Origin of the sequence: Tenacibaculum finnmarkense (assembly GCF_900239185.1) — a bacterium.
Taxonomy (GTDB): Bacteria; Bacteroidota; Bacteroidia; order Flavobacteriales; family Flavobacteriaceae; genus Polaribacter; species Polaribacter finnmarkensis.
The window spans coordinates 1-26193 of sequence record NZ_OENA01000010.1 but is presented as its reverse complement, the minus strand read 5'-3'; the positions used below and the strand labels follow the sequence as shown (position 1 = coordinate 26193).

Here is a 26193-nt window from a genome sequence, read left to right as displayed (position 1 = left end):
TAAGCCAAGAATAAGCCAAGAATAAATGAAAGCCGTAATTCAAAGAGTAAGCAATGCTAGTGTAACTATTCAAAGTGAAAAAGTTGCTGATATTAATTATGGCTTACTCGTTTTTGTAGGCATTACTAATGATGATACTCAAGAAGATATTAATTGGTTAGCTAAAAAAATTGTAAATCTTCGGATTTTTAATGATGATAATCAGGTGATGAATAATTCGTTAATTGATACCCAAGCAGAGGCAATTATCGTGAGTCAGTTTACATTGCAGGCATCTACAAAAAAAGGAAACCGCCCTAGTTATATGAATGCGGCAAAACCTGAAATTGCGATTCCTTTATATGAGCAATTTATTGAAGAATTTGAAAAGAATTTAGGTAAAAAAGTGCAAACAGGTAAATTTGGTGCCGACATGAAAATCGAACTTTTAAACGATGGTCCTGTTACAATTATTATGGATAGTAAAAATAAGGTGTAATACTGCTTTATAATTAGCAATAATTCAAAAAAGAGAGATTCGCTTTGAAAACAGCAATGAAAACCCCAAGAATAACATGTTATAAATGCATGATGCCCTCATCATCATGTATTTGTAAACACACAAATAATTTACAAACCAAAACTCGTTTTATTATTCTTATGCACCCGAAAGAATACAAAAAAGAAAAAAATGGAACGGGGCGTATGACGAATCTTCAACTTGAAAATTCAGAAATAATAGTTGGTGTAGATTTCACAAATAATAAACGTGTAAATGAAATACTAACTGAAGAAAAAAATGGGGCTTTTTTACTTTATCCGGGGGAAGATAGCTTGAACTTATCAGTAAATAAAAGTTCAGAAATAAATTCATTTATGGGCGATAATCCTCATATTTTTATTCTTGATGGAACATGGCCTTGCGCTCGTAAAATGCTTAAATTGAGTGAAAACTTACAGCAACTAAAAAGAGTAAGTTTTGATAATAAAATAAAATCAAAATTTAGTATTAAGCAACAGCCTGCACCGCTTTGCCTTAGTACTATTGAATCTGTTTACACCGTTTTAAATTTACTTAATCAAAGCAATTTAGAACAATGTGATACCAAAGATTTTCTTGTTCCTTTTGAAAAAATGATTGACCATCAAATTAAATGTATGCTAAACACAAATAATAAAGAGCTTATCCCTAAGAATGTTTATAAAAAAAATATGGAAAGAAGTATTATTTTTGAACAAGAAAATTAGCTATTTTTTTTGTGAAATTTATAAATATTCATACGCATACTAATTCTGATGAAAATTTTAGTATTTTAAATTGTTATCCTAATTCAACCGATTTTAATACGCCGTTTTCTATCGGGATTCATCCTTGGTTTATCAACAAAAATACTATTGAAGATGAACTTATCTTTATCAAAAAAAAATTACTTCATAAAAATTGTTATGCCATCGGCGAATGTGGTTTCGATAGATTATCCGAAGTAAATTATACACTTCAAATTACAGTTTTTAAAGAACATGTTAAATTATCAGAAGCTTATAAAAAACCATTAATTATACATTGTGTAAAGGCTTTTCAGGAGATAATTCAAATTAAAAAAGAGCTGAAACCTACGCAAAAATGGCTAATTCACGGTTTTCATAAAAACAGTCAAATTGCCAATGATTTAATTAAGAATGGCTGTTTTTTATCCTTTGGAAAAGCCCTTTTATATTCCGAAAAATTACAAGAAGTATTTTTTACTATTCCTTTGGATAAAATTTTCTTAGAAACAGATAATGCAGATATTGATATCGCCACTGTTTATGAAAAAGCAAGTCGCATCAAAAATACTAGCGTGAAAAAAATACAAGAGAATATACATCAAAATTTTAATACATTATTTATACAATGAGTTGGTTAGAAAGAACGGAATTATTGGTTCAGAAAGAAGGAATGGAAAAACTTCAAAAAGCAAATATTTTAATTGTTGGCTTGGGTGGCGTTGGTTCGTTTGCTGCAGAATTTATAGCAAGAGCTGGTGTTGGAAAAATAACAATTGTTGATGGTGATGCTTTTGATGAAACTAATAAAAATAGACAGTTACCCGCATTAGATAGTACTGTTGGAAAAACAAAAGTAAGCGTAATTGCCGACAGAATTAAAGATATAAATCCTGAAATAGAACTAACAGCAATAGAAGAGTTTTTATCTCCTGAAAGAGCTTTTGAAATTGTAAGCCCCCAATATGATTACGTAATGGATTGTATTGACAGCATTACTCCGAAGGTTAATTTAATTGTTGCTGCCAAAAGAAAAAAAGTGAAATTAATCAGTGCGATGGGTGCTGGTGGAAAATTAGATGCTAGTAAAGTAGTGGTGAAAGACATCAGTAAAACAAAGAATTGTAAAATGGCACGCGCCATAAAAAAACGGTTAAAAGAACGAAAAGTAAACAAAGGTATTACTGCTGTTTACTCTGAAGAAATTCAAATTTCCGAAAGTTTACAAATGACTGACGGAAGTAATTTTAAGAAATCTTTTTACGGAACTATCAGCTATATGCCCGCTGCTTTTGGCTTACAAGCTAGTTCTTACGTAATTAACAAAATCTTAACGAAAAAATAATTTCCGTGGAAACTATTTTTAAAGTATCTTTGCCGTAAGTTATTTGAGTTTATTAATAATCAATTATAAAAAATCAATTAAAATGAAAAAATCAATTTTAGCAATTGCTCTTATCGCAATTACGGCTGTTTCTTGTAAATCAGAAAAAAATAAAGTTACTGCTAACCAAGAGGTTAAAGATATTAAAAAAGTAGAAAATGTAATTAATTCTTACAAAGCAAATATTGCAGAATCTACCGTTACCTGGAAAGGAAACAAACCTACAGGTTCTCATAATGGTACTGTTAGCATTACTAAAGGATTGTTTGAAATTGAAAACAACCTACTTAAATCTGGGGAGTTTGTTATTGATATGAATTCAATTTTATGTGCCGATTTAGAAGTTGCTGATGGTAAAGAGAAATTAGAAAATCATTTAAAAGGTGCTGACTTTTTTGATGTTGAAAAGTTTCCTACTGCTAAATTTGAAGTTTCAAGTTCTGAGCTTAAAGGTGGGAAATTACAGGTAACAGGTAATTTAACACTTAGAGGAACTACAAAAAGTATTACAATTCCTGCAACGGTTACTCAAAACAAAGGTATGGCTACTTTTAAAAGTGCTGTTTTTAGTATTGATAGAACTGATTTTGGAGTTACTTTTAAATCTAAAAAATTTGATGCTCTTTTAAAAGATAAATTTATTAACGATTTATTAGAGATTTCTTTTGATATTAAAGCTAAAAAATAATTTTAGCTACATAAAAAAAGGGTTGACACATTAAAATGTCAACCCTTTTTTTTATGTTTAAATTTTATGCCTCTATATAAGCTTCTACTTCAAAAAGTGTTTTAAAGTGTTTTAATATTTTTTGTTTTACGGCAGCTTCTGAAACTTCATAACCTAATTCAGCCTGCATAGAAGTAACTGCTTTTCCTCTAATTCCACAAGGAATAATATTGTCAAAATAGCCTAAATTTACATTTACATTTAAAGCAAAACCGTGCATAGTTACCCACCTACTTGCACGAATTCCCATGGCGCAAATTTTTCGAGCAAACGGTGTTCCTACTCCTAGCCAAACACCTGTTTCACCATCGCTACGCCCTGCTTCTAAGCCATATTCGGCAATTGTTAATATAATTGCTTCTTCTAAGAAACGTAAGTATTTATGGATGTCTGTAAAAAAATTTTCTAAATCAAGTATCGGATAGCCGACTATTTGCCCTGGACCATGATAGGTAATGTCTCCTCCTCTATTTATTTTATAAAAAGTAGCTCCTTTTTCTTTTAATTGTGCTTCATTTAATAATAAATTGCTTAAATCCCCTGATTTACCAAGGGTGTAAACATGCGGATGTTCAACAAATAAAAAATGATTGGGCGTGCTAATTTTCAGGGATTTATTTCTGTTTTCTCGTTTTAAAGAAACGATTTCTTCTAATAATTTAGCTTGATAATCCCAAGTGTGTTTATAATCTTTTTGACCTAAATCACTAACTGTTATATTTTTATTCATAAATTTGTATCCTAAAACAATCCCCCAAAGGTACTAAAATTAACACCAAGCTGTTATAACAATGCCTATTAACAATTCATAATTATGATAAAAAAAAATCCTTCAATACTCTTTTTCTTTTTTATTTTTTTAGCAACAAATTCCTTTTCTCAAAACTTTTGGAATACAACTCTAAAAAAAGAGACTTCTAGTCAACAAGTTAAACCTTTAAGCAGAAAAAATACGCCTGAAAAATACCGTTTAGCAACGCTAAATTTAAATGGTTTTCAAAATCATTTAACAGGTTTTAAATCAAAAAGAAGTCAACATATTATAACATTACCTAACGCTGAAGGTAAATTACAGCGATTTCTAATAAAAGAAACTTCTTATTTAGCGCCTGAATTAGCAGCTAAATTCCCGATGATTAAGTCTTATTCTGGGCAAGGAGTTGATGATCCTACCGCAATTGCTAAAATTAGTTTAGGTGCCAATGGTGTGCATGCGCTTATCTATTCTGCTAATAAAAGCATTGTATATATCGATCCTTATACGGTTGATAAAAAAAAATATATCATCTATAAAAAATCAGCTTTAAAAGCTAAAGAGAATGATTTTAGATGTCAAGTTGAAAGCACGGCTAAAAAAACAATGACTTCATCAATTCAAAAAAGAAATGCCAATGATGGTATTCTAAGAACTTTTAGAGTTGCTATTGCTTGTACTGGTGAATATTCTCAATTTCATTTAAACAGACAAAATATTGCCAGCTCAGCTACCGATGCTGTCAAAAAAGCAGTTGTTTTATCGGCAATTAATACGACAATGACTCGTGTAAACGAAGTTTATGAAAGAGATTTATCCGTTAGAATGGTACTTGTAAATAATAACGACAAATTAATATTTTTAGATGCTGCTACTGATGATTTAACCGATAATGATGCAGATGCTTTAATTGATGAAAGTCAGGCAAAGTGTGATGCAATTATTGGGGATGCAAATTACGATATAGGTCACACATTTAGTACCGGTGGTGGTGGTTTAGCGCAAGTTCGCTCAGTATGTGTTACTGGTTATAAAGGTAGTGGTATAACAGGTAGTTATCAACCGATTAATGATCCTTATGATATTGATTATGTATGTCATGAAATAGGGCATCAATTTGGAGGAACTCACACACAAAATAACGATTGTAACAAATCATCAACTTCTGCCGAACCAGGAAGTGGTTCGACAATTATGGGGTATGCAGGTATTTGTTCGCCTAATGTTCAAGGAAATAGTGATCCGTATTTTCATGCAGTAAGTATTGCTCAAATGTGGGCGCATATGCAAAATAGTGGAAGTTGTGCAGTACAATCAAGCACTAATAACGATGCTCCTACAGCTAATGCAGGTAAAAATGTAAGTATTCCTAAAGGAACTCCTTTTGTTTTAGAAGGAATAGCTACCGATGCGCAAGGACTTAACAGTCTTACTTATAACTGGGAGCAGATTGATACTCAAAAAGCAACAATGCCTCCTGTTTCAACAAGTACAGCAGGTCCTACTTTTAGGTCTTTAAATCCTACAAAATCACCTAAAAGATATTTCCCTATTTTTGAAGATGTTATAAACGGAACTTCTAACCAATGGATTGTTCTTCCTACGGTAGCTAGAGAATTAAATTTTTCATTAACCGTTAGAGACAACAATGCAGGTGGTGGAAATTCGGCAAGAGATGACATGAAAATTACAGTAACCGATGCAGCGCCTTTTACTGTAACAGTACCCAACACAAATGTTACTTGGATTACAGGAGATCAGCAAACAATTTCATGGAATAAAGGAACAACAGACAGCGCACCAATAAACTGTGCAAAAGTAACTATTAAACTTTCTGTTGATGGCGGTATTACCTTTCCAATTATTTTAAAAGAGAATACTCCTAATGATGGATCTGAAGAAATTACCATACCAAATAATATCACAACACAGGCTAGAATACTTGTAGAGGCTGCCGATAACGTCTTTTATAATGTGAACCCTACTAATTTCACTATTAATTCAACAGATCCTACTTTTTTAATAACCAATAAAACAGCCAAACAAACAACCTGTAAATCAGGAACTAATGCCGTAAATTATACTGTTAATTTTAGTTTTTTAAATGGTCTTAAAGAAACAGTAACTTTAAGTGCTACTAATTTACCTACTGGTGTTACCGCTAGTTTTACTCCAGCAACTATAAGCTCCAATGGCGATGCTACCCTAATGCTTAAAAATTTCAGCAACAGTATAGCTCAAGATTACATCTTTAATATTCAAGGGAAATCAGCAAGTGTTACCCAAACAACTCAAGGAGAATTACAAGTAATTCAAGATGTTTTAACAACTGTTAATCCTATCTTTCCAATAGATACCGATACAGATACTAGTATAGCTCCCGAATTTAAGTGGACACAAGACGATAATGCTACTGCATATCAAATAGAGGTTGCTACTGATGCTAATTTTTCAACTATTGTAATTGACCAACAAGCGAACACCAACGCATATACCTCAACCACTTCATTAGTTGGTAGCACTACCTATTACTGGCGTATAAAGCCTAAAAATTCCTGTGCTGAAGGAACTTTTTCTAAGGTTTATAAATTTACAACCCAAGTACCTTCTTATTGTGCTTCAACATTTACCGATGAAGCTGGAGGTGCCAACCACATTAGCAATGTAACTTTTAATAGCATCAATAATAATTCAGGGAACGATAAGGTAGATGGTTATGAAGATTTTACTTCAAAAAGCACCACTGTAAAAAGAACAGAATCTCATCAAATAAGCGTTACTTTAAATACCGATGGATACCAAGATCATTGTTATGTATTTATCGACTGGAATCAAGATTTTATCTTTAATACTACTGATGAAAGATATGATTTAGGTACCAAATCGGGAGCTAATGTAAGTTCAACATATACCATTAATATTCCTAAAAATGCCGCTTTAGGAAGTACTCGAATTAGAGTAGTTTCAGAATATGATGACCCTACTAATGGCTATGGTGATGGCGCTTGCGATTCAAGCCACAAAGAAGAATGGGGTGAAACAGAAGATTATACCTTAATTGTAACAGAAAAACCTCAGCCAGACTTTACACTAACAAATACTTCAGGTAATTTTTCTATTTGTAATAAAGCGACTAATCAGCAAGTTTTTACCATGGCTTATAAAGCATTGGTAAAATTCAACGAAAATATTGTTTTTTCAGTTACAGGGCTTCCTGCAAATGCTACGGCTACCTTTTCACCGAATCCTTTTAAAGAAAATGACACCGTAAAATTAACTGTTTCTAACTTAAAAAATGCAGCTATTGGCGATTACCAAATGGTGGTTACCGCTACAGCATCTTCTATTAAAAAATCAGTAAATATTCCTTTTAATGTAAACAATACGCTTTGTAAGTCAGCAGGGAGTATGAGCTCTCAAATTAGCACAACGCTTGTTCGTTTTGGAAGTATTGATAATACCTCTACAAAAACAACAGGATATACCAACTACACAGCAATCGATACTCAGGTTATAAAAGGTGAAGCGTATCCGTTAGTGGTTAATGCAAATTCGGCAGGAAATCAAACGGTACAAACATTTGCTTGGGTTGACTGGAATCAAAACTGTTTGTTTGATGCTAATGAAAAATATGATTTAGGAACAACAAGCAACGCAAATACAGCAACTAAAAATAGTGGATTAAAAATTGCTATTCCTTCGGATGCTTTATTAGGAACAACCATTTTAAGAATTGTAACTCAAAAAGAAGGTTCTCAAAACTCAAACGAATGTCAATTAGGTTTTAATGGTGAAGTAGAAGATTATACCATTAAAATTACACCCGATTTTACATTAAAAAGCCAAAAACCAGCAATATCTATTTGTAATAAAGCAGTGAATAAAGTAGCTTATATAGTTGATTTTAAATCATTAAATGACTTTAATGAAAACGTTACTTTCTTAGCAGAAAACGCCCCTGAAAATGCTGTTGTAACTTTTAATCCTATAACAATTAACAAAACAGGAACCTTTACAGTACATATTGATAATTTAAACAATGCTCCTATTGGAGATTATACCATTAAAGTAATAGCAACTGCTGGTTTACTAAAAAAATCAATTAACTTAACACTTGTTGTTAACGACCGTTATTGTAAATCAAAAGGAAATAGCACTTCAAAAATAAGCCTAACAAATGTTGCTTTTGCAGAGATTAATAATAGTTCAACAAAAACAACTGGTTATTCTAATTTTACTTCGGTTACAACACCTGTTGTTAGAGGTGAGCAATATGATTTAAATATTGAAGTTGATAGCGATGGAAATAACGCACTAAAAACCTTCGGATGGATTGATTGGAATCAAAATTTGATATTTGAAGAAAGTGAATCATTTAATTTAACAACAAATAACACTACGATAACCATTCCTGAAGATGCAAAACTAGGCGCAACAATCTTACGTATTTTAACCAGAAAAGAAACTACCGACAAAGAAAATTCTTGTGAGTTTAATTTTGATGGTGAAGTAGAAGATTATACTATTAATGTTGATGAAAGTTTTGCGACATCTGCAAATTTATTTACCGATTTAAAAATATACCCTGTACCTTCATACGGAACATTAACGGTAAACTTTAAGGTGAAAGAAAAAAACCTAACCATTATTAAATTAATTGATGCAAGAGGGCAATTATTAGAAACACAAACATTTTCAACAATATCTAGTAATTTTAATAAAGAAATTAAATTTAAAAAAGTAAGCCGCGGAATTTACTTTATACAAATTCAAAATGACGGTAAACTAAGTACCCGTAAAATTATGATGAAATAAAAAAAAATTACATCAAAAAAAAGCGAGCTTAATGGCTCGTTTTTTTTTATAACAACTTTAAATAACAACTTCAAACAACACGCTAAGAACACTCTAAGTACAACTAGCTAGCAGTATAAATTGATTCATTAAATTTTAGCTAGCAATACTTTTTTTATGTAATTTTACCGTATTGAAATTCAAAATATATGCATATAGCAATTGCCGGAAATATAGGCGCAGGAAAAACCACATTAACCAACCTATTAGCCAAACATTATGATTGGGACCCTCATTATGAATCGGTAGATGAGAATCCTTACTTAGATGATTTTTATGGTGAAATGGAGCGTTGGTCTTTTAATTTGCAGGTCTACTTTTTAAACAGTCGTTTTCGTCAGGTTTTAGAGTTAAGAGAGTCTGGCAAAAAAATAATTCAAGATAGAACTATTTATGAAGATGCTCATATTTTTGCACCCAACCTACACGCTATGGGGCTAATGACCGATCGTGATTTTAATAACTATTCATCGTTATTTGAATTGATGGAAAACTTAGTAACACCACCCGATTTATTAATTTATTTACGTGCAGATACCGCTACCCTTCTTGGGCAAATTCACAAACGTGGTAGAGACTATGAAAATGCTATTAGCGTTGAGTATTTAACCAGATTAAATGAGCGTTACGAAGCTTGGGTTAGCGAGTACACTAAAGGAAAATTACTTATTATTGATGTTGACAATTTAGATTTTATCAATAATAAACAAGATTTGAAATTTATTATTGATAAAATAGATGCTCAAATTAAGGAGTTAAACTAAACTTCTTTTAAATTCACTTAATAAAATAGCAGTTGCTGTAGCTACATTTAAACTTTCTGTTTTTTGAATATCACCAAATCTAGGAATCGTTAATTTATGTTTTACAATAGCTGCTATTTCATTTGAAATTCCGTTTGCCTCATTTCCCATTACTAAAACCGCTTTTTCAGGAAGGCTAGCCTTGTAAATATTTTCGCCATCCATATCGGCAGTATAAACAGCTAATGGTGTTTCTTTCAAATAACTTGGCAAATCAATATACGAAATATGTACTCTTGTTAAAGATCCCATGGTTGACTGCACTACCTTTTGATTGTAACAATCTACCGTGTTTTTAGAGCAAACCAACTCGGTAATACCAAACCAATCACACAAACGAATAATAGTCCCTAAATTACCTGGGTCATTTACTTCATCTAAAGCAAGCGTAAAATTAGCGCTGTTTTGCTCCTTTTCTGTAGGTATTTTAAACAATCCTAAAACTTTATTAGGGTTTTTTAACGTACTTATTTTCTTTAATTCAACTTCTGAAATAAGCGTACTTTGAACATTATTAGCAATTTCGAAAGAAGCATCTACCGTAAATATATGCGCTACCTCTACTGATGATTTTAATAATTCGGCAACAACTTTTACCCCTTCAGCAACAAATAACTGATGTTTTTGTCGGTACTTTTTTTGCTGTAAACTCGTTATTAACTTTAAATTGCTTTTAGATAAACTCATTATTATTTTTTTAACATATTATAATCACTAAAAAACAGTATTTTTGATACTTAAATACCAGCCGTAAAGTTAATGAAAAAACTTTCTTTCCTCTTTTTATTAGTCATCTTATTCAGCGCCTGCAGTACCATAAAATTTGTTAAAGAAAATGAGTTATTACTAGCAAAAAATACGGTGTATATTGACGGTGTAAAAAACACCAATCAAAACATTACCGAATTACTTATGCAACGACCTAATGCAAAAGCTTTAGGAGTGCCATTGTCATTATATTTTTACAATTTAGGAAATCCGAAGGGAGCTAAAACACCTTCAAAATGGGGGATTAAAAACCCTAAAACATATTCGTTTTTTAAAAAAGGATTTTCTGAAAAACAAAGTATATCAGTCGCCAAAGCTCTTATAGGGCTTAATCACTGGTTTTTAAATAGTGGAGAATCTCCTATTATTATTGATGATAAAAAAACAAAAAAAACAGCAGATAACTTAAATGCCTACTTTCAGACAGAAGGCTATTTTAGATCAAAAGTTTCGTTTCAAAAAGATACTATTGGCAACAAAAAAGGAAGCATTTCTTATCAAGTGACAAAAGGAAAACCTTCTTTTTTAAACCTAATTAAAACCCAAATAGCCGCCCCTACCCTTGATTCTTTATATAAAAAATCAAAGGAAAATAGTTTTCTTCAAGCAGGAAATCAATATAAAGATGCACATTTTATTAAAGAAGCAAACAGGCTGGTTACTTTTTTTAGAGATAAAGGAATTTATCATTTTAATGAAAATTATATTTCATTTGAAAATGATACGCTCCAAAATTATCAGAAAACCAAAGTAACTATTAATATTTCTGATAGAGTTATTCCTTTTAAGGTTCAAAAAATAAAGAAAATCAATGTATATACCGATTATACCTATAATAAACGAAACAGCATTTACAAAGACACTGTTTTATACAAAGGAATTGCTTTTTATGCACATAAAAAATTAAAATACAATCCTAAAATACTTGCCCAATCATTATTTATAAAACCCAATACGGTTTATAGTGATTTCTATAAAAACCTAACTAGAAAACACTTAAGAGGCTTAAAAAACTTTAAAACAACCTCTATTCGATATGATGAATTAAATAACACCGAATTAAACGCAAACATTTTTTTAACACCTATTGAAAAATATACACTAGGTTTTGATGCTGAATTGTCTCGTTCTAATATTCGAAATTTTGATGTTTCTCTAAAATATTCATTAATTAACAGAAATACTTTTAAAGGTGCTGAAATATTTAAATTTTCGGCATTTGGATCTTATTTTAATTCCAATAACGGGCTTGGCTGGGAAATGGGCGCTGATTTTAGCTTAGAAATCCCTCGTTTTGTAGCACCTTTTGGGCTAAAAAGACTTATTCCGAAGAGAATGTTTCCAAAAACAAAGTTTTTAATTGGGGCGGGTAATCAAAAAAATATTGGCTTAGATAATCAGAATATTACCATCGGATTAGATTATAAATGGATTTACAACAAGCAAAAATCATTACAACTAGAATTACTTAATGTACAATACATTAGAAACTTAAATGTTAATAATTACTTTAGTATCTATAATTCAGAATATTTTAAACTAAAAGAAGTAGCAACTGCCTCTTCTAAATATACATTACCTACAAATCAGCCTGGTAACTCAGCCGATATTTTACAATTTATGCGAAATATCGCTACCGACGGTTCGTTTAAAAACACCCAACCTTTAAAATATCAGAATAACCTTAATATTCTTAACCGATACAACATTATTACTTCCGATTTTTTAATCCCTGAAATTGCTTTCACCTACACCTATAATAATCAACAAAATACCAAAGACACCAATTTTTCTTTCCTTAAATTTCGAGTTGCTAATGCTGGAAACTTAATGGGAGTTATATCTAAAAAAACAAATAATCGGAACCAGAAAACAGTTTTAAAAATTCCTATCGCTCAATATTTTAAAGCAGATGTTGAATATAAAAAATATTGGAATTTAGGAAATAATACCGTTTTAGCACATCGTACATTTTTAGGAGCAATTATAACCTATAATAATGCTAGTATTCCTTTTTCACGCAGTTATTTTACAGGTGGTTCTAATGATGTTAGAGCCTGGAGAACCTACTCTTTAGGACCTGGAACACGACAACCAGGATTAGAATATAATATAGGAAGTTTAAAATTTTTATCGAGTTTTGAATATCGATTTAACGTTATTGGCGCTTTAAAAGGCGCTTTATTTGTTGATACAGGAAATATTTGGGACCTTACCAATTCTAAATACACAGATGGTGTTGCTAAATTTAACGAGCTAAAATCAATAACAGATATTGCTGTTGGCTCAGGTTTTGGGCTTCGATACGATTTTAGCTTTTTAATTGCACGATTAGATTTAGGCTTTAAAATGCACGAACCTTATTTAAAAAATGATCGATGGTTTAAAAATCATAATTTTTCAAATTCTATCTTAAATATCGGAATTAATTATCCTTTTTAAAAAAAAATAAAAATTAACAAGTAGCAAGCAGTTATTGTAAGCAAAAGCATTTAAAATTTCTTATTTTTGACACGCTAAAAACAACTTAACACAACTAAAAAAACATAACACAATGTCTCATACTATTAAAGCTGGAGTTGCCACCGGAAAAGAAGTCCAAGCAATATTTCAATTAGCAAAAGATAAAAAATTTGCCTTACCTGCTGTAAATGTTGTAGGTTCTAGCTCGGTAAATACCGTTTTAGAAACTGCAAAAGAATTAAATGCGCCCGTAATTATTCAATTTTCTAATGGTGGAGCACAATTTAATGCTGGTAAAGGATTATCGAACAAAGATGAAAAAGCAGCTATTGCAGGTGCTGTTGCAGGTGCAAAACACGTGCATTTATTAGCCGAAGCTTACGGAATTCCAGTAATTTTACACACCGATCATGCGGCTAAAAAATTATTACCTTGGATTGATGGTTTGCTTGATGCTAGTGAGCAGTTCTATAAAGAAACAGGAAAATCATTATACAGTTCTCATATGATTGATTTATCTGAAGAACCAATTGAAGAAAATATTGAAATTTGTAAAAAATACCTAGCTCGTATGAGTAAAATAGGGATGACTTTAGAAATTGAATTAGGAATTACAGGTGGTGAAGAAGATGGTGTTGACAATTCAGATGTGGATGTTTCTAAATTATACACACAACCCGAAGAAGTTGCTTACGCTTATGAAGAATTAATGAAAGTAAGTGATCAGTTTACCATTGCTGCCGCTTTTGGTAACGTTCACGGAGTTTACAGACCTGGAAATGTAAAATTAACACCAAAAATATTAAAGAATTCTCAAGAATATATTTCTGAAAAGTACAATGTACCTCATAATACTATCGATTTTGTTTTTCACGGAGGATCAGGTTCTACCTTAGAAGAAATTAGAGAAGCTATTGGTTATGGTACAATTAAAATGAATATTGATACTGATTTACAATATGCCTTTACTGAAGGAGCTCGTGATTATATCTTAGCTAAAAAAGACTATATATCAAGTCAAATTGGTAATCCTGACGATAGTGAGCAACCAAACAAAAAATATTACGACCCACGTAAATGGCTACGTGAAGGAGAATTAACTTTCAAAACTCGTTTGAAAAAAGCTTTTGAAGACTTAAATAACGTAAACACTTTATAAGAATTACAATAAATTATAACTGATTACACACTGTTATAACAAACTATAAATAAGCACTTAGAACCCTCTAAGTGCTTTTTTTAATTTATAAAAAGTAAAGTTCGCAAAAATAATTTACATTTGTCGTCGGCTCTTTTCTTAAAATGAATGAGTTAATTACTAACAAACAACAAAACATAAACTAAACTATGGCTTGGTTTAAACGTAAAGACAAAGGGATTCAAACCCCTACCGAACAAAAAAAAGATACGCCTAAAGGCTTGTGGTATAAAACTCCAAGTGGTAAGGTTATTGATACAGAGGAATTAAAGAAAAACTTATATGTAAGCCCTGAAGACGGCTACCATGTTCGTATTGGAAGTAATGAATATTTTGAATTATTTTTTGATAACAATAAATTTAAAGAATTAAATTCATCACTAACCTCTAAAGATCCTTTAAATTTTGAAGACACCAAAAATTATCCCGATCGTTTAAAAGCGGCACAGAAGAAAACGGGATTAAAAGATGCTGTTCGTACAGCAGTAGGTAAATCAAACGGAAAAGATATTGTAATTGCCGCAATGGATTTTGCTTTTATTGGAGGGTCAATGGGATCTGTAGTAGGAGAAAAAATAGCCAGAGCAATTGATTACGCTATTAAAAACCAACTTCCATTCTTAATGGTTTCAAAATCTGGAGGAGCACGTATGATGGAAGCTTCTTTATCATTAATGCAATTGGTAAAGACTTCTGCAAAATTGGCTCAATTAGCAGATTCTAAACTTCCGTATATTTCATTATGTACTGATCCTACTACAGGAGGAACAACTGCTTCATTTGCAATGTTAGGTGATATTAATATCGCTGAACCAAATGCTTTGATTGCTTTTGCAGGACCTCGTGTTGTAAAAGATACCACTGGTAAAGAATTACCTGAAGGTTTTCAACGTTCAGAATTTGTATTAGAACACGGATTCTTAGATGCAATTTATGAACGTAAGCAATTAAAAAAACAAGTTAACTTATATATCGATTTAATACAGAATCAACCTATAAGAGCCTAAAATTAAAAGCCAGTAAACGCTGGCTTTTTTTATTTTTTTATCAACAAAAAAACACTTTTAGTTTAGCATACAATTCAACTAAAATTTTATTTGTATCTTTGTAGCTTCAATGAATAGCTCATTGATGTACATAAAAATCATTTAAATAATATTGGAATGTATTTAACTAAAGAAGTAAAAGAAGGATTATTCGAAAAACACTGTAAAAGCAAAACTGATACAGGAACTTCGGAAGGACAAATTGCATTGTTCACTTTCAGAATTAACCACTTAACTGAGCACTTAAAGCAAAATCGTAAAGATTTTAACACAGAGCGTTCATTAGTGAAAATGGTAGGAAAACGTAGAAGTTTACTTGATTACTTAAAGAAAACTGAAATCAACAGATATCGTGCGATTATCGTAGAATTAGGAATTAGAAAATAATTCTCAAAAAAAGAGGCTCTATAAACGTGCCTCTTTTTTATTTTAAAAAAATTCATTTCTATCTAACTAATAGAAATTTATATAAAAAACTCAAAATTTTTAACAACAATTTTGAATTTCCATTGCAACAAAACAACAACACAACAACAACAAACAATTTAAAAATTTAGAATTAAAATTTATGATTCCAAAAGTATTTAGAGAGGTCATTGACCTAGGAGATGGAAGAACCATTTCATTAGAAACTGGTAAGTTAGCAAAACAAGCTCATGGTTCAGTTGTTGTTCAAATGGGAAAAGCAATGTTGTTATGTACTGTTGTATCTAGCTACAAAGCAGGAACAGTTGATTTTTTACCTTTAACGGTAGATTATAGAGAAAAATTTGCTGCTGCAGGTCGTTATCCAGGAGGTTTCTTTAAAAGAGAAGCAAGACCAAGTGATGGTGAAGTATTAACAATGCGTTTAGTAGACCGTGTTTTACGTCCATTATTTCCAAAAGATTATCATTCTGAAGTACAGGTAATGATCCAATTAATGTCTCATGATGAAGATGTTATGCCAGATGCATTAGCAGGTTTAGCAGCTTCTGCAGCTATTCAATTATCTGATTTCCCTTTCGAATGTCCTATTTCTGAAGCACGTGTTGCTAGAGTAAATGGTGAATTTGTAATCAACCCAAACAGAGCTCAATTAGCAGAATCTGACATCGATATGATGATTGGAGCTTCAGCTGATTCAGTAATGATGGTTGAAGGTGAAATGGATGAAATTTCTGAAGAAGAAATGGCTGAAGCAATTAAATTTGCTCATGAATCTATTAAAATACAATGTGCTGCTCAAGTTCGTTTAGCGGAAGCTTTCGGAAAGAAAGAAACAAGAGTTTACGAAGGAGAAAGAGAAGACGAAGCATTAGCTGAAAAAATACATGAACTTGCTTACGATAAGTGTTATGCTATCGCTAAAAAAGGAACATCAAAAGTAGAACGTACAACAGCTTTTGCTGAGGTAAAAGAAGAAGTAAAAGCTTCATTTACTGAAGAAGAATTAGCTGATTATGCTGAGTTAGTTGGAAAATATTTCAACAAAGCTCAAAAAAGTGCGGTTAGAGAATTAACTTTAGCGGAAGGTTTACGTTTAGATGGTCGTAAGACTGACGAAATTAGACCAATTTGGTGTGAAGTAGATTATTTACCATCAACACATGGTTCATCAATATTTACTCGTGGAGAAACGCAAGCATTAGCGACCGTTACTTTAGGAACATCTAGAGATGCTAACAAAATAGATATGCCATCTTACGAAGGTGAAGAGAATTTCTATTTACATTATAACTTCCCTCCTTTTTGTACAGGTGAAGCAAGACCATTAAGAGGAACTTCTCGTAGAGAGGTTGGTCATGGTAACTTGGCGCAACGTGGTTTAAAAGGAATGATTCCTGCTGATTGCCCTTATACAGTAAGAGTTGTATCTGAAGTATTAGAATCTAACGGTTCTTCTTCAATGGCTACAGTTTGTGCTGGAACAATGGCTTTAATGGATGCAGGTGTTAAAATGACAAGACCAGTTTCTGGTATTGCTATGGGATTAATTTCTGATGGTGATCGTTACGCTGTTTTATCTGATATTTTAGGTGATGAAGATCATTTAGGTGATATGGACTTTAAAGTAACTGGTACTTCTGAAGGAATTACTGCTTGTCAAATGGACATTAAAGTGAAAGGATTAGGGTACGAAATTTTAGTGAATGCACTAAAACAAGCTCGTGCAGGTCGTTTACATATCTTAGGAAAATTAACGGATACTATTTCTCAATCTAACGAAGAAGTTAAAGAACATGCTCCTAAAATGATTAACCGTCGTATCCCGAATGATATGATTGGTGCATTTATCGGACCAGGTGGTAAACATATTCAAGAATTACAGAAAGAAACAGGAACTACAATTGTAATTACTGAAGACGCTGTAACTGAAGAAGGAATTATCGAAATTTTAGGAACTGATCCTGAAGGAATTGAAAAAGTAATTACACGTATTGAGTCGATGCTTTTCAAACCTACCGTTGGTAGTGCTTACGAAGTAAAAGTAATTAAAATGTTAGATTTTGGTGCTGTTGTAGAATATGCAGATGCTCCAGGAAATGAAGTTTTATTACATGTTAGTGAATTAGCTTGGGAACGTACAGAAAACGTTTCTGACGTAGTTAAAATGGGTGATGTATTTGATGTAAAATACTTCGGACTTGACCCTAGAACTCGTAAAGAAAAAGTTTCTCGTAAAGCATTGTTACCAAAACCAGAAGGTTATGTAGCAAGACCACCAAGAGAAAATAAGCCTAGAGATAACAGAAGTCGTGATGACAGAAGTCGTGATGACAGAAAACCTAGAGCTCCAAGAGAACCTAGAGAAGTAAAAGAAGTTAAAAAAGAAGATTAATTTTCTTTTTTACACAATCTTAAAACCGCTAAATTATTTTAGCGGTTTTTTTTATATTCGCAAAAAATTATATTGCATGAAAAGCATTAAATTATCTTCAAAATTTACAAATTTAAGTTTATACCTTAGTTTGTTAGCGCCCATACTATTAATTCCTATAATTTTTAATACGGTTATAAACCAAGGAATCAACGGTAAAATAATATTTGGAAGCATCATTTTTTTAACTTTTATTAGTTTTTTAAGCTACTTATTTTTGTTTGTTTGCAATGCAAAAATAGAAAACAACACCTTAATTTTAAAGAAACAATTTCGCACACCTGAAACCTATACTTTTGATAAAATTGGAGATATTAGTAGTTTTAGGCTAAAAACAACGAAATACACCACGGTAAAAATGAGTAAAACAGCGAGTATATTTGAAAAATATATCATTATTAATTCTAAAAGCTTGTTTTTTAATGATAAAGTTGACGCTCAAGAAAAACTAAAAGAATTAAAACAAATAGCTAAATAATAACTCTTTTTTCAGTTTCTTTGTGCTCTTTTTATGAAAAAACAACAAATCACCTATTTATCAATAGGAACCAACCAAGGTAATCGACTAGAAAACTTACAAAACGCAATCAATTTGATTGCTAGCAGTATTGGTACAATACAAAAAATAGCCTCCGTATATGAAACTCCTTCTTTGGGTTTTGATGGTGCCGATTTTTACAATACCTGCATTAAACTTACCACGCATTTATCGCCTGAAAACTTAATTAAACACCTACTTTCTTTAGAGGATGAATTAGGTAGAACTCGAAAAAATAAAAGTGGTTATACCGACCGAATTATTGATTTAGATATTTTATTATATACTGATGAAATTATTTTTTCAGAAAATTTGATTGTACCACATCCTAGAATGTTACAACGTAAATTTGTGTTAGTACCATTGGTTGAAATTGCTAAAAACATACTTCATCCAACAGCAAAAAAAAACTTACACGATTGTTTAATAAATTGTAGCGATACCTCTGAAATTTCAAAAATTAAAGACACTTTAAAAATACCTATAACGATATCAGACACTTATAATTACATTGCTATTGAAGGAAATATAGGTGCAGGAAAAACATCATTATCTACTATGATGGCTCATAATTTTAATTCAAAACTTGTTTTAGAACGTTTTGCAGACAACCCTTTTCTACCTAAATTTTATCAAGATAAAGAGCGCTATGCTTTTCCTTTAGAAATGAGCTTTCTTGCGGACAGACACCAGCAATTAACCGATGATTTGGCACAATTTAACGGCTTTAAAAATTGTATTATTTCTGATTATTATATGTTTAAATCGTTAATTTTTGCACAAGTAACCTTACCAAAAGAAGAATACACCTTGTATCAAAAAATGTTTGATTTACTTTATAAAGAAGTTAAAAAGCCCGATTTATATGTGTATTTATATCAAAATACCGAGCGTTTACTTGAAAACATAAAAAATAGAGGAAGAGCTTACGAGCAAAATATAGCAGCAACTTATTTGCAAAAAATAGAAGATGGCTATAGTAATTTTATAAAAAAAGTACCTGAATTAAATATTTTAGTAATTGATGTTTCTGAGTTAGATTTTGTAAATAATCCAGAAGATTATAGATTTATAATCGATAAAATAGTACAACATACTATTAATTAGCTAAATAATTCATCCTTAAAGCATACTTGGTTAAGCCTGCAATATTTCTTACATCTAATTTCAACATTAAATTTTTACGATAGCTCTCTATAGTGTGTTTGCTTAAAAATAAGGTGTCTGCAATTTCTTGTGTTGTAAATTCTTGAGCAATCAGGGTAACCACTTGCTTTTCTCTTTGTGTTAATTTAACTAATTCTTCTTTTTTATTTAATAATTTACTTTCTAGATACATATCTTTTATTTCTTTGGAAAAATATTTTTCACCTTTTAAAATTATTTCAATAGCATTGCATAACTCTTCCTTTTCGGCATTTTTAGGCACATAACCATCTACATTATCATGTATTAAAACGGCTATCATTTCAGCATTTATGTGCATACTTACAATAAGTGTTTTAATTGCTGATTTTTTTTATTTTATTGCTTTATTTAAAGAAATACCATCTAATTTAGGCATTGTAATATCTGTTATAATAAGGTCAATTTTTTGGGTCTTATTGTTTTCTATATATTTTAATATTTCTGAACCATCACTAGTTGCTAGTAAAATATTATATTCTGGAATCGACTCAAAAATACTTTTTTAGATAAAATTTAAACAGGTTCTAAAAAAAAAGCAGCTATTAAGCTGCTTTTTTAGGTTTTAAAAATGTTTTAAAACTATTTTTTCAATTCTAATTTTTCAGCAAAATACTCACAAAAATCACGCATGGTATCACCCATTTTTTTATCATCGGTAGCTCTTTCAAATGAACTTGCCATTGACACTAATGTTTGATGATAAAATTGCTTCATTTCATCAACAGGCATATCTTTGGTCCATAAATCCATACGTAAAGTATCTTTTTTCTTATGATCCCAAACTGATAACATAATCGCTTTTGATGATTCATTATCAATGCCTCCATCTTCGGCATTCCATGAAATTTGTTCTGGGATTTTATTTTCGTCTAAGCCTATTGTAAATGTTATTTTAGAAGTGTGCTCTATCGCCATTATTTCTTTGGTTTATAGTTTGATTTTATGAAGATTTCAGCTTCATTTTTTTGTAATAATTCTGGCAAAGATACATCATTCTTTTGCATGTACGAACGCACTATTTGCCAACCAATAAACTCCCCTATTCTTCCTGGAGATTGCCTATCTTTTTCTAGATAAAACTTTGAAAAAGGCGCAATATCTAAAAAGCGAATATCTAGCTCTTTATCAGTATTATATAGCATGTTTTTTTCGATGAAATATTTCCAAATTTGCGCTTCATTACTTTCTGCCCAACGCATTTTATTTTGTGAATATCCTATTTTTAACGAATCAGAAACTGCTGGTAAATACGCATCTAATAGGTACATTTTTTTACCTTTATAAATCATTTTATCAACAAAACTTCGTGGTTTTTTAGAAAACTTATGCGCATTTAAAATGGCTTTTGCTACATCGACAATAACCTGTTCTTTTTCATTGTTTTGTTTTATATACGCAGGGTATTCACTATAAAAAGGATGTTTTTTACCCAAATAAGCATCCAAAGAAATAAGCAATAAACTATCGGCAAAAACAATGCGGTTATCATAATCAATATTGGTAAGCATCGTAATTACTCTTGGTGTTTTAGCCTTCGGATTATAGTATTTTAAATGCTTAAAAAATGAATTTAAATCAGTCGTTAAACCAGTTATATTAGAAAATACTTTTTGTGTTTCATCATACAATTCACGTTCATCTTTATTGTTTATTTTATTAATCCAAACACTGTCGGGTTCTTGCGGAAATAAAAATGGATATTTCAGTTTCGTTTTACCTAAATCGGCAGGAGTTGTTTTATAAAAATCTACATCAAATCTATCTATTTTTACATTAACTTTTATGTTCGATACATCTACTTTTAATTTAGAATTAATTTCTTTTTTACAAGATATTATCGCTAAAACTAAAACACAAAGTGCTAAAAATTTTCTCATGAACTTATAGTATATTTACATTTAATATTACAACGTCGAAATTACTAAAATAGTTTATATCATTTTTATATAAACCCTTATAAAATATAGTTGATTATGAATACGCCAAAAGTTTCTGAACATATTGTAAAATGGTTAAAAGAATACGCCAATAAAGCGGGAGTAAATGGTTTTGTACTAGGTATTTCTGGAGGTATCGATAGCGCGGTAACTTCAACCTTATGTGCCCAAACTGGCTTAAAAGTTTTATGTGTTGAATTGCCAATTCATCAAGCTGAAAGCCAAGTAAACAGAGCCAACGAACATATTAAACAGTTAAAAGCGCGTTTTAGCAACGTTAGTGAAGCTGAAGTAGATTTAACAAGTGTTTTTGAAGGTTTTAAAAGTGTTGTTCCTGAAGTAGAAACATCTGCAAAAACCGATTTAGCCTTAGCAAACACACGTGCTCGTTTACGTATGACTGCCTTATATTATTTTGCAGGATTACACGGTTTATTAGTTACCGGAACAGGTAATAAAGTAGAAGATTTTGGCGTAGGTTTTTACACAAAATATGGCGATGGCGGTGTCGATTTAAGCCCAATTGCCGATTTAGTAAAATCGGAAGTTTATGCCTTGGCAGCACATTTAAAAGTACCTGATTCGATACAAAATGCCCAACCTACCGATGGACTTTTTGGCGATAGCAGAACAGATGAAGATCAAATTGGCGCTTCTTATGATGAATTAGAATGGGCAATGAAAATGTTAGATTCAGGAAAAACGGAAGCTGATTTTGAAAACAGAGAACTAGAAGTTTTTAAAATTTACACTCGATTAAATCGCATCAATCAACATAAAATGATTCCGATTCCTGTTTGTGAAATTCCTAGTGAATTGAAGTAAATTAATTTTGAAAATAAGAAATAGAATCCGTCATGCTGAATTTATTTAAGCATGACGTTTATCTTTTTTTAAAAACCATTAAACTACCCGATTCAACTGATTAAAAAGACGAGTTCTTAAACTGTTATAATTTGATATTTCTTCTAAATTAGGTATAATTTTATTCGTTTGTACTTCATGCATTATTTCTTCAATCTTTAATTTAATTAAAATAGTTCTTAATCTTAAAACAGCATCAGAAACTAATTTCGGTAATACTTTTATAGCCGTTGTAACCACAATTTCTTTGCGCTCCCAATCGCTTAACGAATATTTTTCTTCATCCATTAAAATATTGGTTACCAAGCTTGCTATTTCTTGATTTTCGTGCATTATCAATCTATCAATAGAAATTTTTTCATCTTGATTTAATTGATGTACTAACTGATAATAGGTTAATTTAAAAAGCTCATTGGCAAACTCAATTTCATCTTCCTGTAAATTTAAATACAACTCGTTTGAAACCGTATTTTGATATTCTTCTTTTTCTAAAACAGGCTGCCCTTTTTCATCAACTGTAGCCACCCAATTTACAAAGTCGACCACTTCATTACCGTACAATAATAATATTCTGATAATTTCTTTTTCTAAAATCTCTAATTGATTAATTTCTTTGCGTCCTTTTCCACCGCCTTTTACAACCCCCATAGAGGCTTGCGATGCCGTTTCAGCATAAGATGCCGTTGGCTGATTTGAACTTCGTTTATTCGAATTTGCAACACTTTTATTTAACAACTGCGCTAATTCATTAAATAAAACTTGTTCGGAAATATCCATAATACGCGCACATTCTTGCACGTAAACTTCTCGCTGAATACCGTCAGGAATTTTTGAAATACTCGTTACAATATCACGAATTAATCCCGCTTTTTTTACAGGATCGTTCTTTGCTTCTTCCATTAGTAAAGAAACTTTAAATTCAATAAAATCTTGCGATTTATCTTCTAAAAACTGTTTTAATTCAGCGGTAGAATGTGATTTTGCAAAACTATCAGGGTCTTCTCCTTCAGGAAAAGAAACCACTTTTACATTCATTCCTTGCTCTAAAATCAAATCAATTCCTCGAATAGATGCCCTAATTCCTGCCGCATCACCATCAAATAAAACCGTAATATTTTTAGTCAAACGGTTTACCAATCGGATTTGATCGGGCGTTAATGCCGTTCCTGATGAAGCTACCACATTTTCAATTCCTGATTGATAAAAAGAAACAACATCGGTATATCCTTCTACCAAATAACAATTATCAAGCTTTGCAATTTCTTTTTTTGCTTGATAAATTCCGTATAAAATTTTACTTTTATGGTAAATATCACTTTCTGGTGAATTTAAATATTTTGCTGCTTTTTTATCATTGGTTAAAATTCGTCCTCCAAAACCTAAAATTCGCCCCGACATACTATGTATCGGAAACATTACACGTCCTTTAAAACGGTCAAATTTTCGGTCTTGAGTACCGCCTTCTTTTACAATGGTTAATCCTGTCGATTTTAAATATTTTAAATCGTAGCCTTTTGATAAAGCGGCATTGGTAAAATTATCCCACTCATCCTTACAATATCCTAAGTCAAATTTTTCAATAATATCTTCTCGAAAACCTCTTTCTTTAAAATAAGATAAACCAATTGCACGTCCTTGTTGGCTATTCATTAATAAATCGTGAAAATAATCTTTAGCAAATTTAGAGGCTAAAAACATACTTTCTCGTTCATTTAATTGTTCTTTTTGCTGGTCAGATTGCTCGGTTTCTTCTACCTCAATATTATACTTTTTAGCCAACCATTTAATAGCCTCAGGATAAGAATAATGTTCATGTTCCATTAAAAAAGACACTGCATTCCCTCCTTTCCCGGTACTAAAATCTTTCCAAATTTGCTTTACTGGCGATACCATAAACGAGGGTGTTCGCTCATCGGTAAATGGGCTCAATCCTTTAAAACTACTTCCTGATTTTTTCAATTGCACAAATTCGCCAATTACCTCAGCAACTTGGGCAGCTTCAAAAACTTTATCTATTGTTTGTTGGGTTATCATAATCGTATAAAATACAACTCGCAAAGGTACACTTTTAAAATATACCAGATTTTAAACATTATTTTGACAAAATAAATATCTTCTAAATTTTAGTTGATAAAAGCATATAAATAGATAGTTTTGCAACAAAACCCCAATTATGAAAATAACAATACCCTTCTATTTTTTACTTTTTATCGCTTTAAATACAACGGCGCAAGAAACCATTATAATTCCTGATATTGGCCTAGAGGAATGTTTGATTGATTTAGATATTGATTCGAATGGTTTAAATGGAAATATTTTGGTTAGCGATGCAAAATATGTGGTTAATTTGAATATAAACGACCCAATAACTAACAAATTATTACCCAACGTACACTCTAAAATTAAAGATTTAACAGGGCTTGAAAGCTTCCCTAATTTAAAACGATTAGATTGTTTTGGTAATAATATTACTAAAATAGATTTATCAAAAAGCACCTCTATTACTTTTTTAAATTGCAGTGAAAATAAAATTAATAGCCTTGACCTTAGTAATAATAATCAATTAGTTTATGTAAGTTGCGATAGTAATAATTTAGAAAGTTTAATTCTAGGCGATAATCCAAATCTTGAAACTTTGTACGCTAGTTATAATAAATTAACAAATTTAGATGTTAAAGCCTGTACAAAATTAGAAACCTTAGACACCACTACAAATAGGTTAAAAAATATTTTGATAAACGATACACAGCTTAACAATACCCCTGAAGGATGGTATAAAGATGCCACTGCAAATTACACAACAACGATAAATAATGTACAAAAAGCGCCTGTTGTAGTAGTTAAAAAAACCGTTGAAACAGTTCGTTCGTCGCAAACAACACGAACTAATAATAATACAGTATCAGCAGAAAGTACGGCTAGTCATTATGAGAAATTTCAATTTTCGGTGGTTGCCGAATATGATAAATTAGTTTTAGAAACTACTCATACACAAAGTAAAAAAGATAATTTACAGCAAAAATATAGTTTAAACGCTGAACAGCTAAATCAATGGATTGCTAAATATTCTAACTTAACAACAAATAAAAACAGCCTTAAAACAACCGATATTGGCGCTCCTGAAAAATACAGTACTATCTATTATTCAAAATTTAAAAAGTTAGCTGTTACAGAATATGAGCAAGCCATATTTAATGCCGCTTATTTACAAAGTAAGAAAGAGCAAATTCAAGAAAAATATCATTTAAATGCCGAACAATTTTCTAATTGGATTACACTACTTGGTACTCCTGCTTTTAAAGCCAAAACAATGCAATTAGCAGAAAATCCGAAAAATTATTACGATAAATTTAAAAAATCTGTTGTTCGTGAATATGAAAATTTAGTTTTAAACAGCATACATTTACAAAAGAAGAAGAAAGAAGTTCAACAAAAATATAAGATAACAGCCTCGCAACTCAATCAATGGATCAGGGCAAACTCACACTTTTATTAAATTAATTTCATTGACTCTAAATTGTTCCTTTTGTTAATTTGAACTATATTGTATTGATTTTTAGATAA

General features: G+C 31.1%; 23 protein-coding genes. 16 read left to right on the top strand and 7 right to left on the bottom strand.

From position 1 onward, the window contains the following. The first annotated feature begins 25 nt into the window (after positions 1-25). The 5 genes from dtd to AQ1689_RS00600 all read left to right on the top strand — a co-directional run bounded on the left by dtd (position 26) and on the right by AQ1689_RS00600 (position 3317). The gene (gene dtd / locus AQ1689_RS00620) at positions 26-478 is read left to right on the top strand and encodes a D-aminoacyl-tRNA deacylase (RefSeq protein ID WP_101915068.1); all 453 of its coding nucleotides are present in this window, start codon (positions 26-28) and stop codon (positions 476-478) included. 56 nt (positions 479-534) lie between these two features. Beyond that, positions 535-1227: a tRNA-uridine aminocarboxypropyltransferase gene (locus AQ1689_RS00615; protein ID WP_219618430.1), complete on the top strand. Its 693-nt coding sequence runs from the start codon at positions 535-537 to the stop codon at positions 1225-1227. Between the two features lie 11 nt (positions 1228-1238). Next, on the top strand, positions 1239-1877 hold the full coding sequence (locus AQ1689_RS00610; RefSeq protein WP_101954857.1) for a TatD family hydrolase: 639 nt from the start codon (positions 1239-1241) through the stop codon (positions 1875-1877). Then, positions 1874-2590: a tRNA threonylcarbamoyladenosine dehydratase gene (locus tag AQ1689_RS00605; RefSeq protein ID WP_101915072.1), complete on the top strand. Its 717-nt coding sequence runs from the start codon at positions 1874-1876 to the stop codon at positions 2588-2590. Before AQ1689_RS00610 ends, AQ1689_RS00605 begins: the two co-directional genes overlap by 4 nt. An 82-nt stretch (positions 2591-2672) precedes the next feature. Further along, positions 2673-3317 carry a YceI family protein gene (locus AQ1689_RS00600; protein ID WP_101954856.1) on the top strand — a complete coding sequence of 215 codons (645 nt, stop codon included), beginning with the start codon at positions 2673-2675 and terminating at the stop codon, positions 3315-3317. Positions 3318-3381: 64 nt separating this feature from the next. On the opposite strand, the gene lipB is transcribed toward AQ1689_RS00600, so the two are convergent. Then, the gene (gene lipB, locus AQ1689_RS00595) at positions 3382-4086 is read right to left on the bottom strand and encodes a lipoyl(octanoyl) transferase LipB (RefSeq protein WP_058884328.1); all 705 of its coding nucleotides are present in this window, start codon (positions 4084-4086) and stop codon (positions 3382-3384) included. 84 nt (positions 4087-4170) lie between these two features. Here lipB and AQ1689_RS00590 point away from each other — a divergent pair, with 84 nt between their 5' ends. Together AQ1689_RS00590 and AQ1689_RS00585 are read left to right on the top strand one after the other, a co-directional pair. Then, positions 4171-8925 (top strand): GEVED domain-containing protein, encoded by a 4755-nt coding sequence (locus tag AQ1689_RS00590; RefSeq protein WP_101954855.1) that lies wholly within the window; start codon positions 4171-4173, stop codon positions 8923-8925. A gap of 188 nt (positions 8926-9113) precedes the next feature. Further along, complete coding sequence (locus tag AQ1689_RS00585; protein WP_058884326.1) at positions 9114-9728, top strand: deoxynucleoside kinase; 615 nt, start codon at positions 9114-9116, stop codon at positions 9726-9728. Here the strand turns inward: AQ1689_RS00585 and AQ1689_RS00580 are convergent. Continuing rightward, entirely contained in the window at positions 9720-10454 is a 735-nt protein-coding gene (locus tag AQ1689_RS00580) for an RNA methyltransferase (protein WP_101954854.1), read from the bottom strand. The two genes, AQ1689_RS00585 and AQ1689_RS00580, sit on opposite strands and share 9 nt — an antisense overlap. A gap of 72 nt (positions 10455-10526) precedes the next feature. Between AQ1689_RS00580 and tamL the strand changes: the two genes are divergently transcribed. The 7 genes from tamL (at position 10527) to folK (ending at position 19747) form a co-directional block, all read left to right on the top strand. Further along, on the top strand, positions 10527-12977 hold the full coding sequence (gene tamL, locus AQ1689_RS00575; protein WP_101954853.1) for a translocation and assembly module lipoprotein TamL: 2451 nt from the start codon (positions 10527-10529) through the stop codon (positions 12975-12977). Positions 12978-13089: 112 nt separating this feature from the next. Then, on the top strand, positions 13090-14157 hold the full coding sequence (gene fbaA, locus AQ1689_RS00570; protein ID WP_101915077.1) for a class II fructose-bisphosphate aldolase: 1068 nt from the start codon (positions 13090-13092) through the stop codon (positions 14155-14157). Between the two features lie 188 nt (positions 14158-14345). After that, positions 14346-15203 (top strand): acetyl-CoA carboxylase, carboxyltransferase subunit beta, encoded by an 858-nt coding sequence (gene accD / locus AQ1689_RS00565; protein ID WP_101954852.1) that lies wholly within the window; start codon positions 14346-14348, stop codon positions 15201-15203. Between the two features lie 156 nt (positions 15204-15359). Further along, the gene (gene rpsO, locus AQ1689_RS00560) at positions 15360-15629 is read left to right on the top strand and encodes a 30S ribosomal protein S15 (protein ID WP_101954851.1); all 270 of its coding nucleotides are present in this window, start codon (positions 15360-15362) and stop codon (positions 15627-15629) included. Positions 15630-15810: 181 nt separating this feature from the next. After that, a complete protein-coding gene (locus AQ1689_RS00555; protein WP_101954850.1) occupies positions 15811-18063 on the top strand; it encodes a polyribonucleotide nucleotidyltransferase in 2253 nt (750 codons plus the stop codon). A 76-nt stretch (positions 18064-18139) separates the two neighbouring features. Next, positions 18140-18580 (top strand): hypothetical protein, encoded by a 441-nt coding sequence (locus AQ1689_RS00550; protein ID WP_101915080.1) that lies wholly within the window; start codon positions 18140-18142, stop codon positions 18578-18580. Between the two features lie 33 nt (positions 18581-18613). Further along, a complete protein-coding gene (gene folK / locus AQ1689_RS00545) occupies positions 18614-19747 on the top strand; it encodes a 2-amino-4-hydroxy-6-hydroxymethyldihydropteridine diphosphokinase (RefSeq protein ID WP_101954849.1) in 1134 nt (377 codons plus the stop codon). Here the strand turns inward: folK and AQ1689_RS00540 are convergent. From AQ1689_RS00540 to gldB, 4 genes are all read right to left on the bottom strand, one after another. Next, positions 19740-20126: a response regulator transcription factor gene (locus AQ1689_RS00540; protein WP_232112325.1), complete on the bottom strand. Its 387-nt coding sequence runs from the start codon at positions 20124-20126 to the stop codon at positions 19740-19742. The genes folK and AQ1689_RS00540 overlap by 8 nt on opposite strands. Before the next feature lie 33 nt (positions 20127-20159). Further along, complete coding sequence (locus AQ1689_RS13365) at positions 20160-20312, bottom strand: response regulator (RefSeq protein WP_262509553.1); 153 nt, start codon at positions 20310-20312, stop codon at positions 20160-20162. Between the two features lie 95 nt (positions 20313-20407). After that, positions 20408-20743 (bottom strand): gliding motility protein GldC, encoded by a 336-nt coding sequence (gene gldC / locus AQ1689_RS00535; protein ID WP_101915082.1) that lies wholly within the window; start codon positions 20741-20743, stop codon positions 20408-20410. Continuing rightward, positions 20743-21705: a gliding motility lipoprotein GldB gene (gldB, locus tag AQ1689_RS00530; RefSeq protein WP_101915083.1), complete on the bottom strand. Its 963-nt coding sequence runs from the start codon at positions 21703-21705 to the stop codon at positions 20743-20745. The genes gldC and gldB overlap by 1 nt, the downstream gene beginning before the upstream one ends. A 96-nt stretch (positions 21706-21801) precedes the next feature. On the opposite strand from gldB, the gene nadE reads away from it, so the two are divergent. Then, positions 21802-22590: an NAD(+) synthase gene (gene nadE, locus AQ1689_RS00525; RefSeq protein ID WP_101954848.1), complete on the top strand. Its 789-nt coding sequence runs from the start codon at positions 21802-21804 to the stop codon at positions 22588-22590. Between the two features lie 78 nt (positions 22591-22668). Here nadE and dnaG read toward each other — a convergent pair whose 3' ends face one another. Beyond that, positions 22669-24663 (bottom strand): DNA primase, encoded by a 1995-nt coding sequence (gene dnaG / locus AQ1689_RS00520; RefSeq protein ID WP_101954847.1) that lies wholly within the window; start codon positions 24661-24663, stop codon positions 22669-22671. Between the two features lie 139 nt (positions 24664-24802). Between dnaG and AQ1689_RS00515 the strand changes: the two genes are divergently transcribed. Further along, positions 24803-26125, top strand: coding sequence for a leucine-rich repeat domain-containing protein (locus tag AQ1689_RS00515; RefSeq protein WP_101915086.1), 1323 nt, complete (start codon positions 24803-24805; stop codon positions 26123-26125). The last annotated feature ends 68 nt before the right edge of the window (positions 26126-26193 follow it).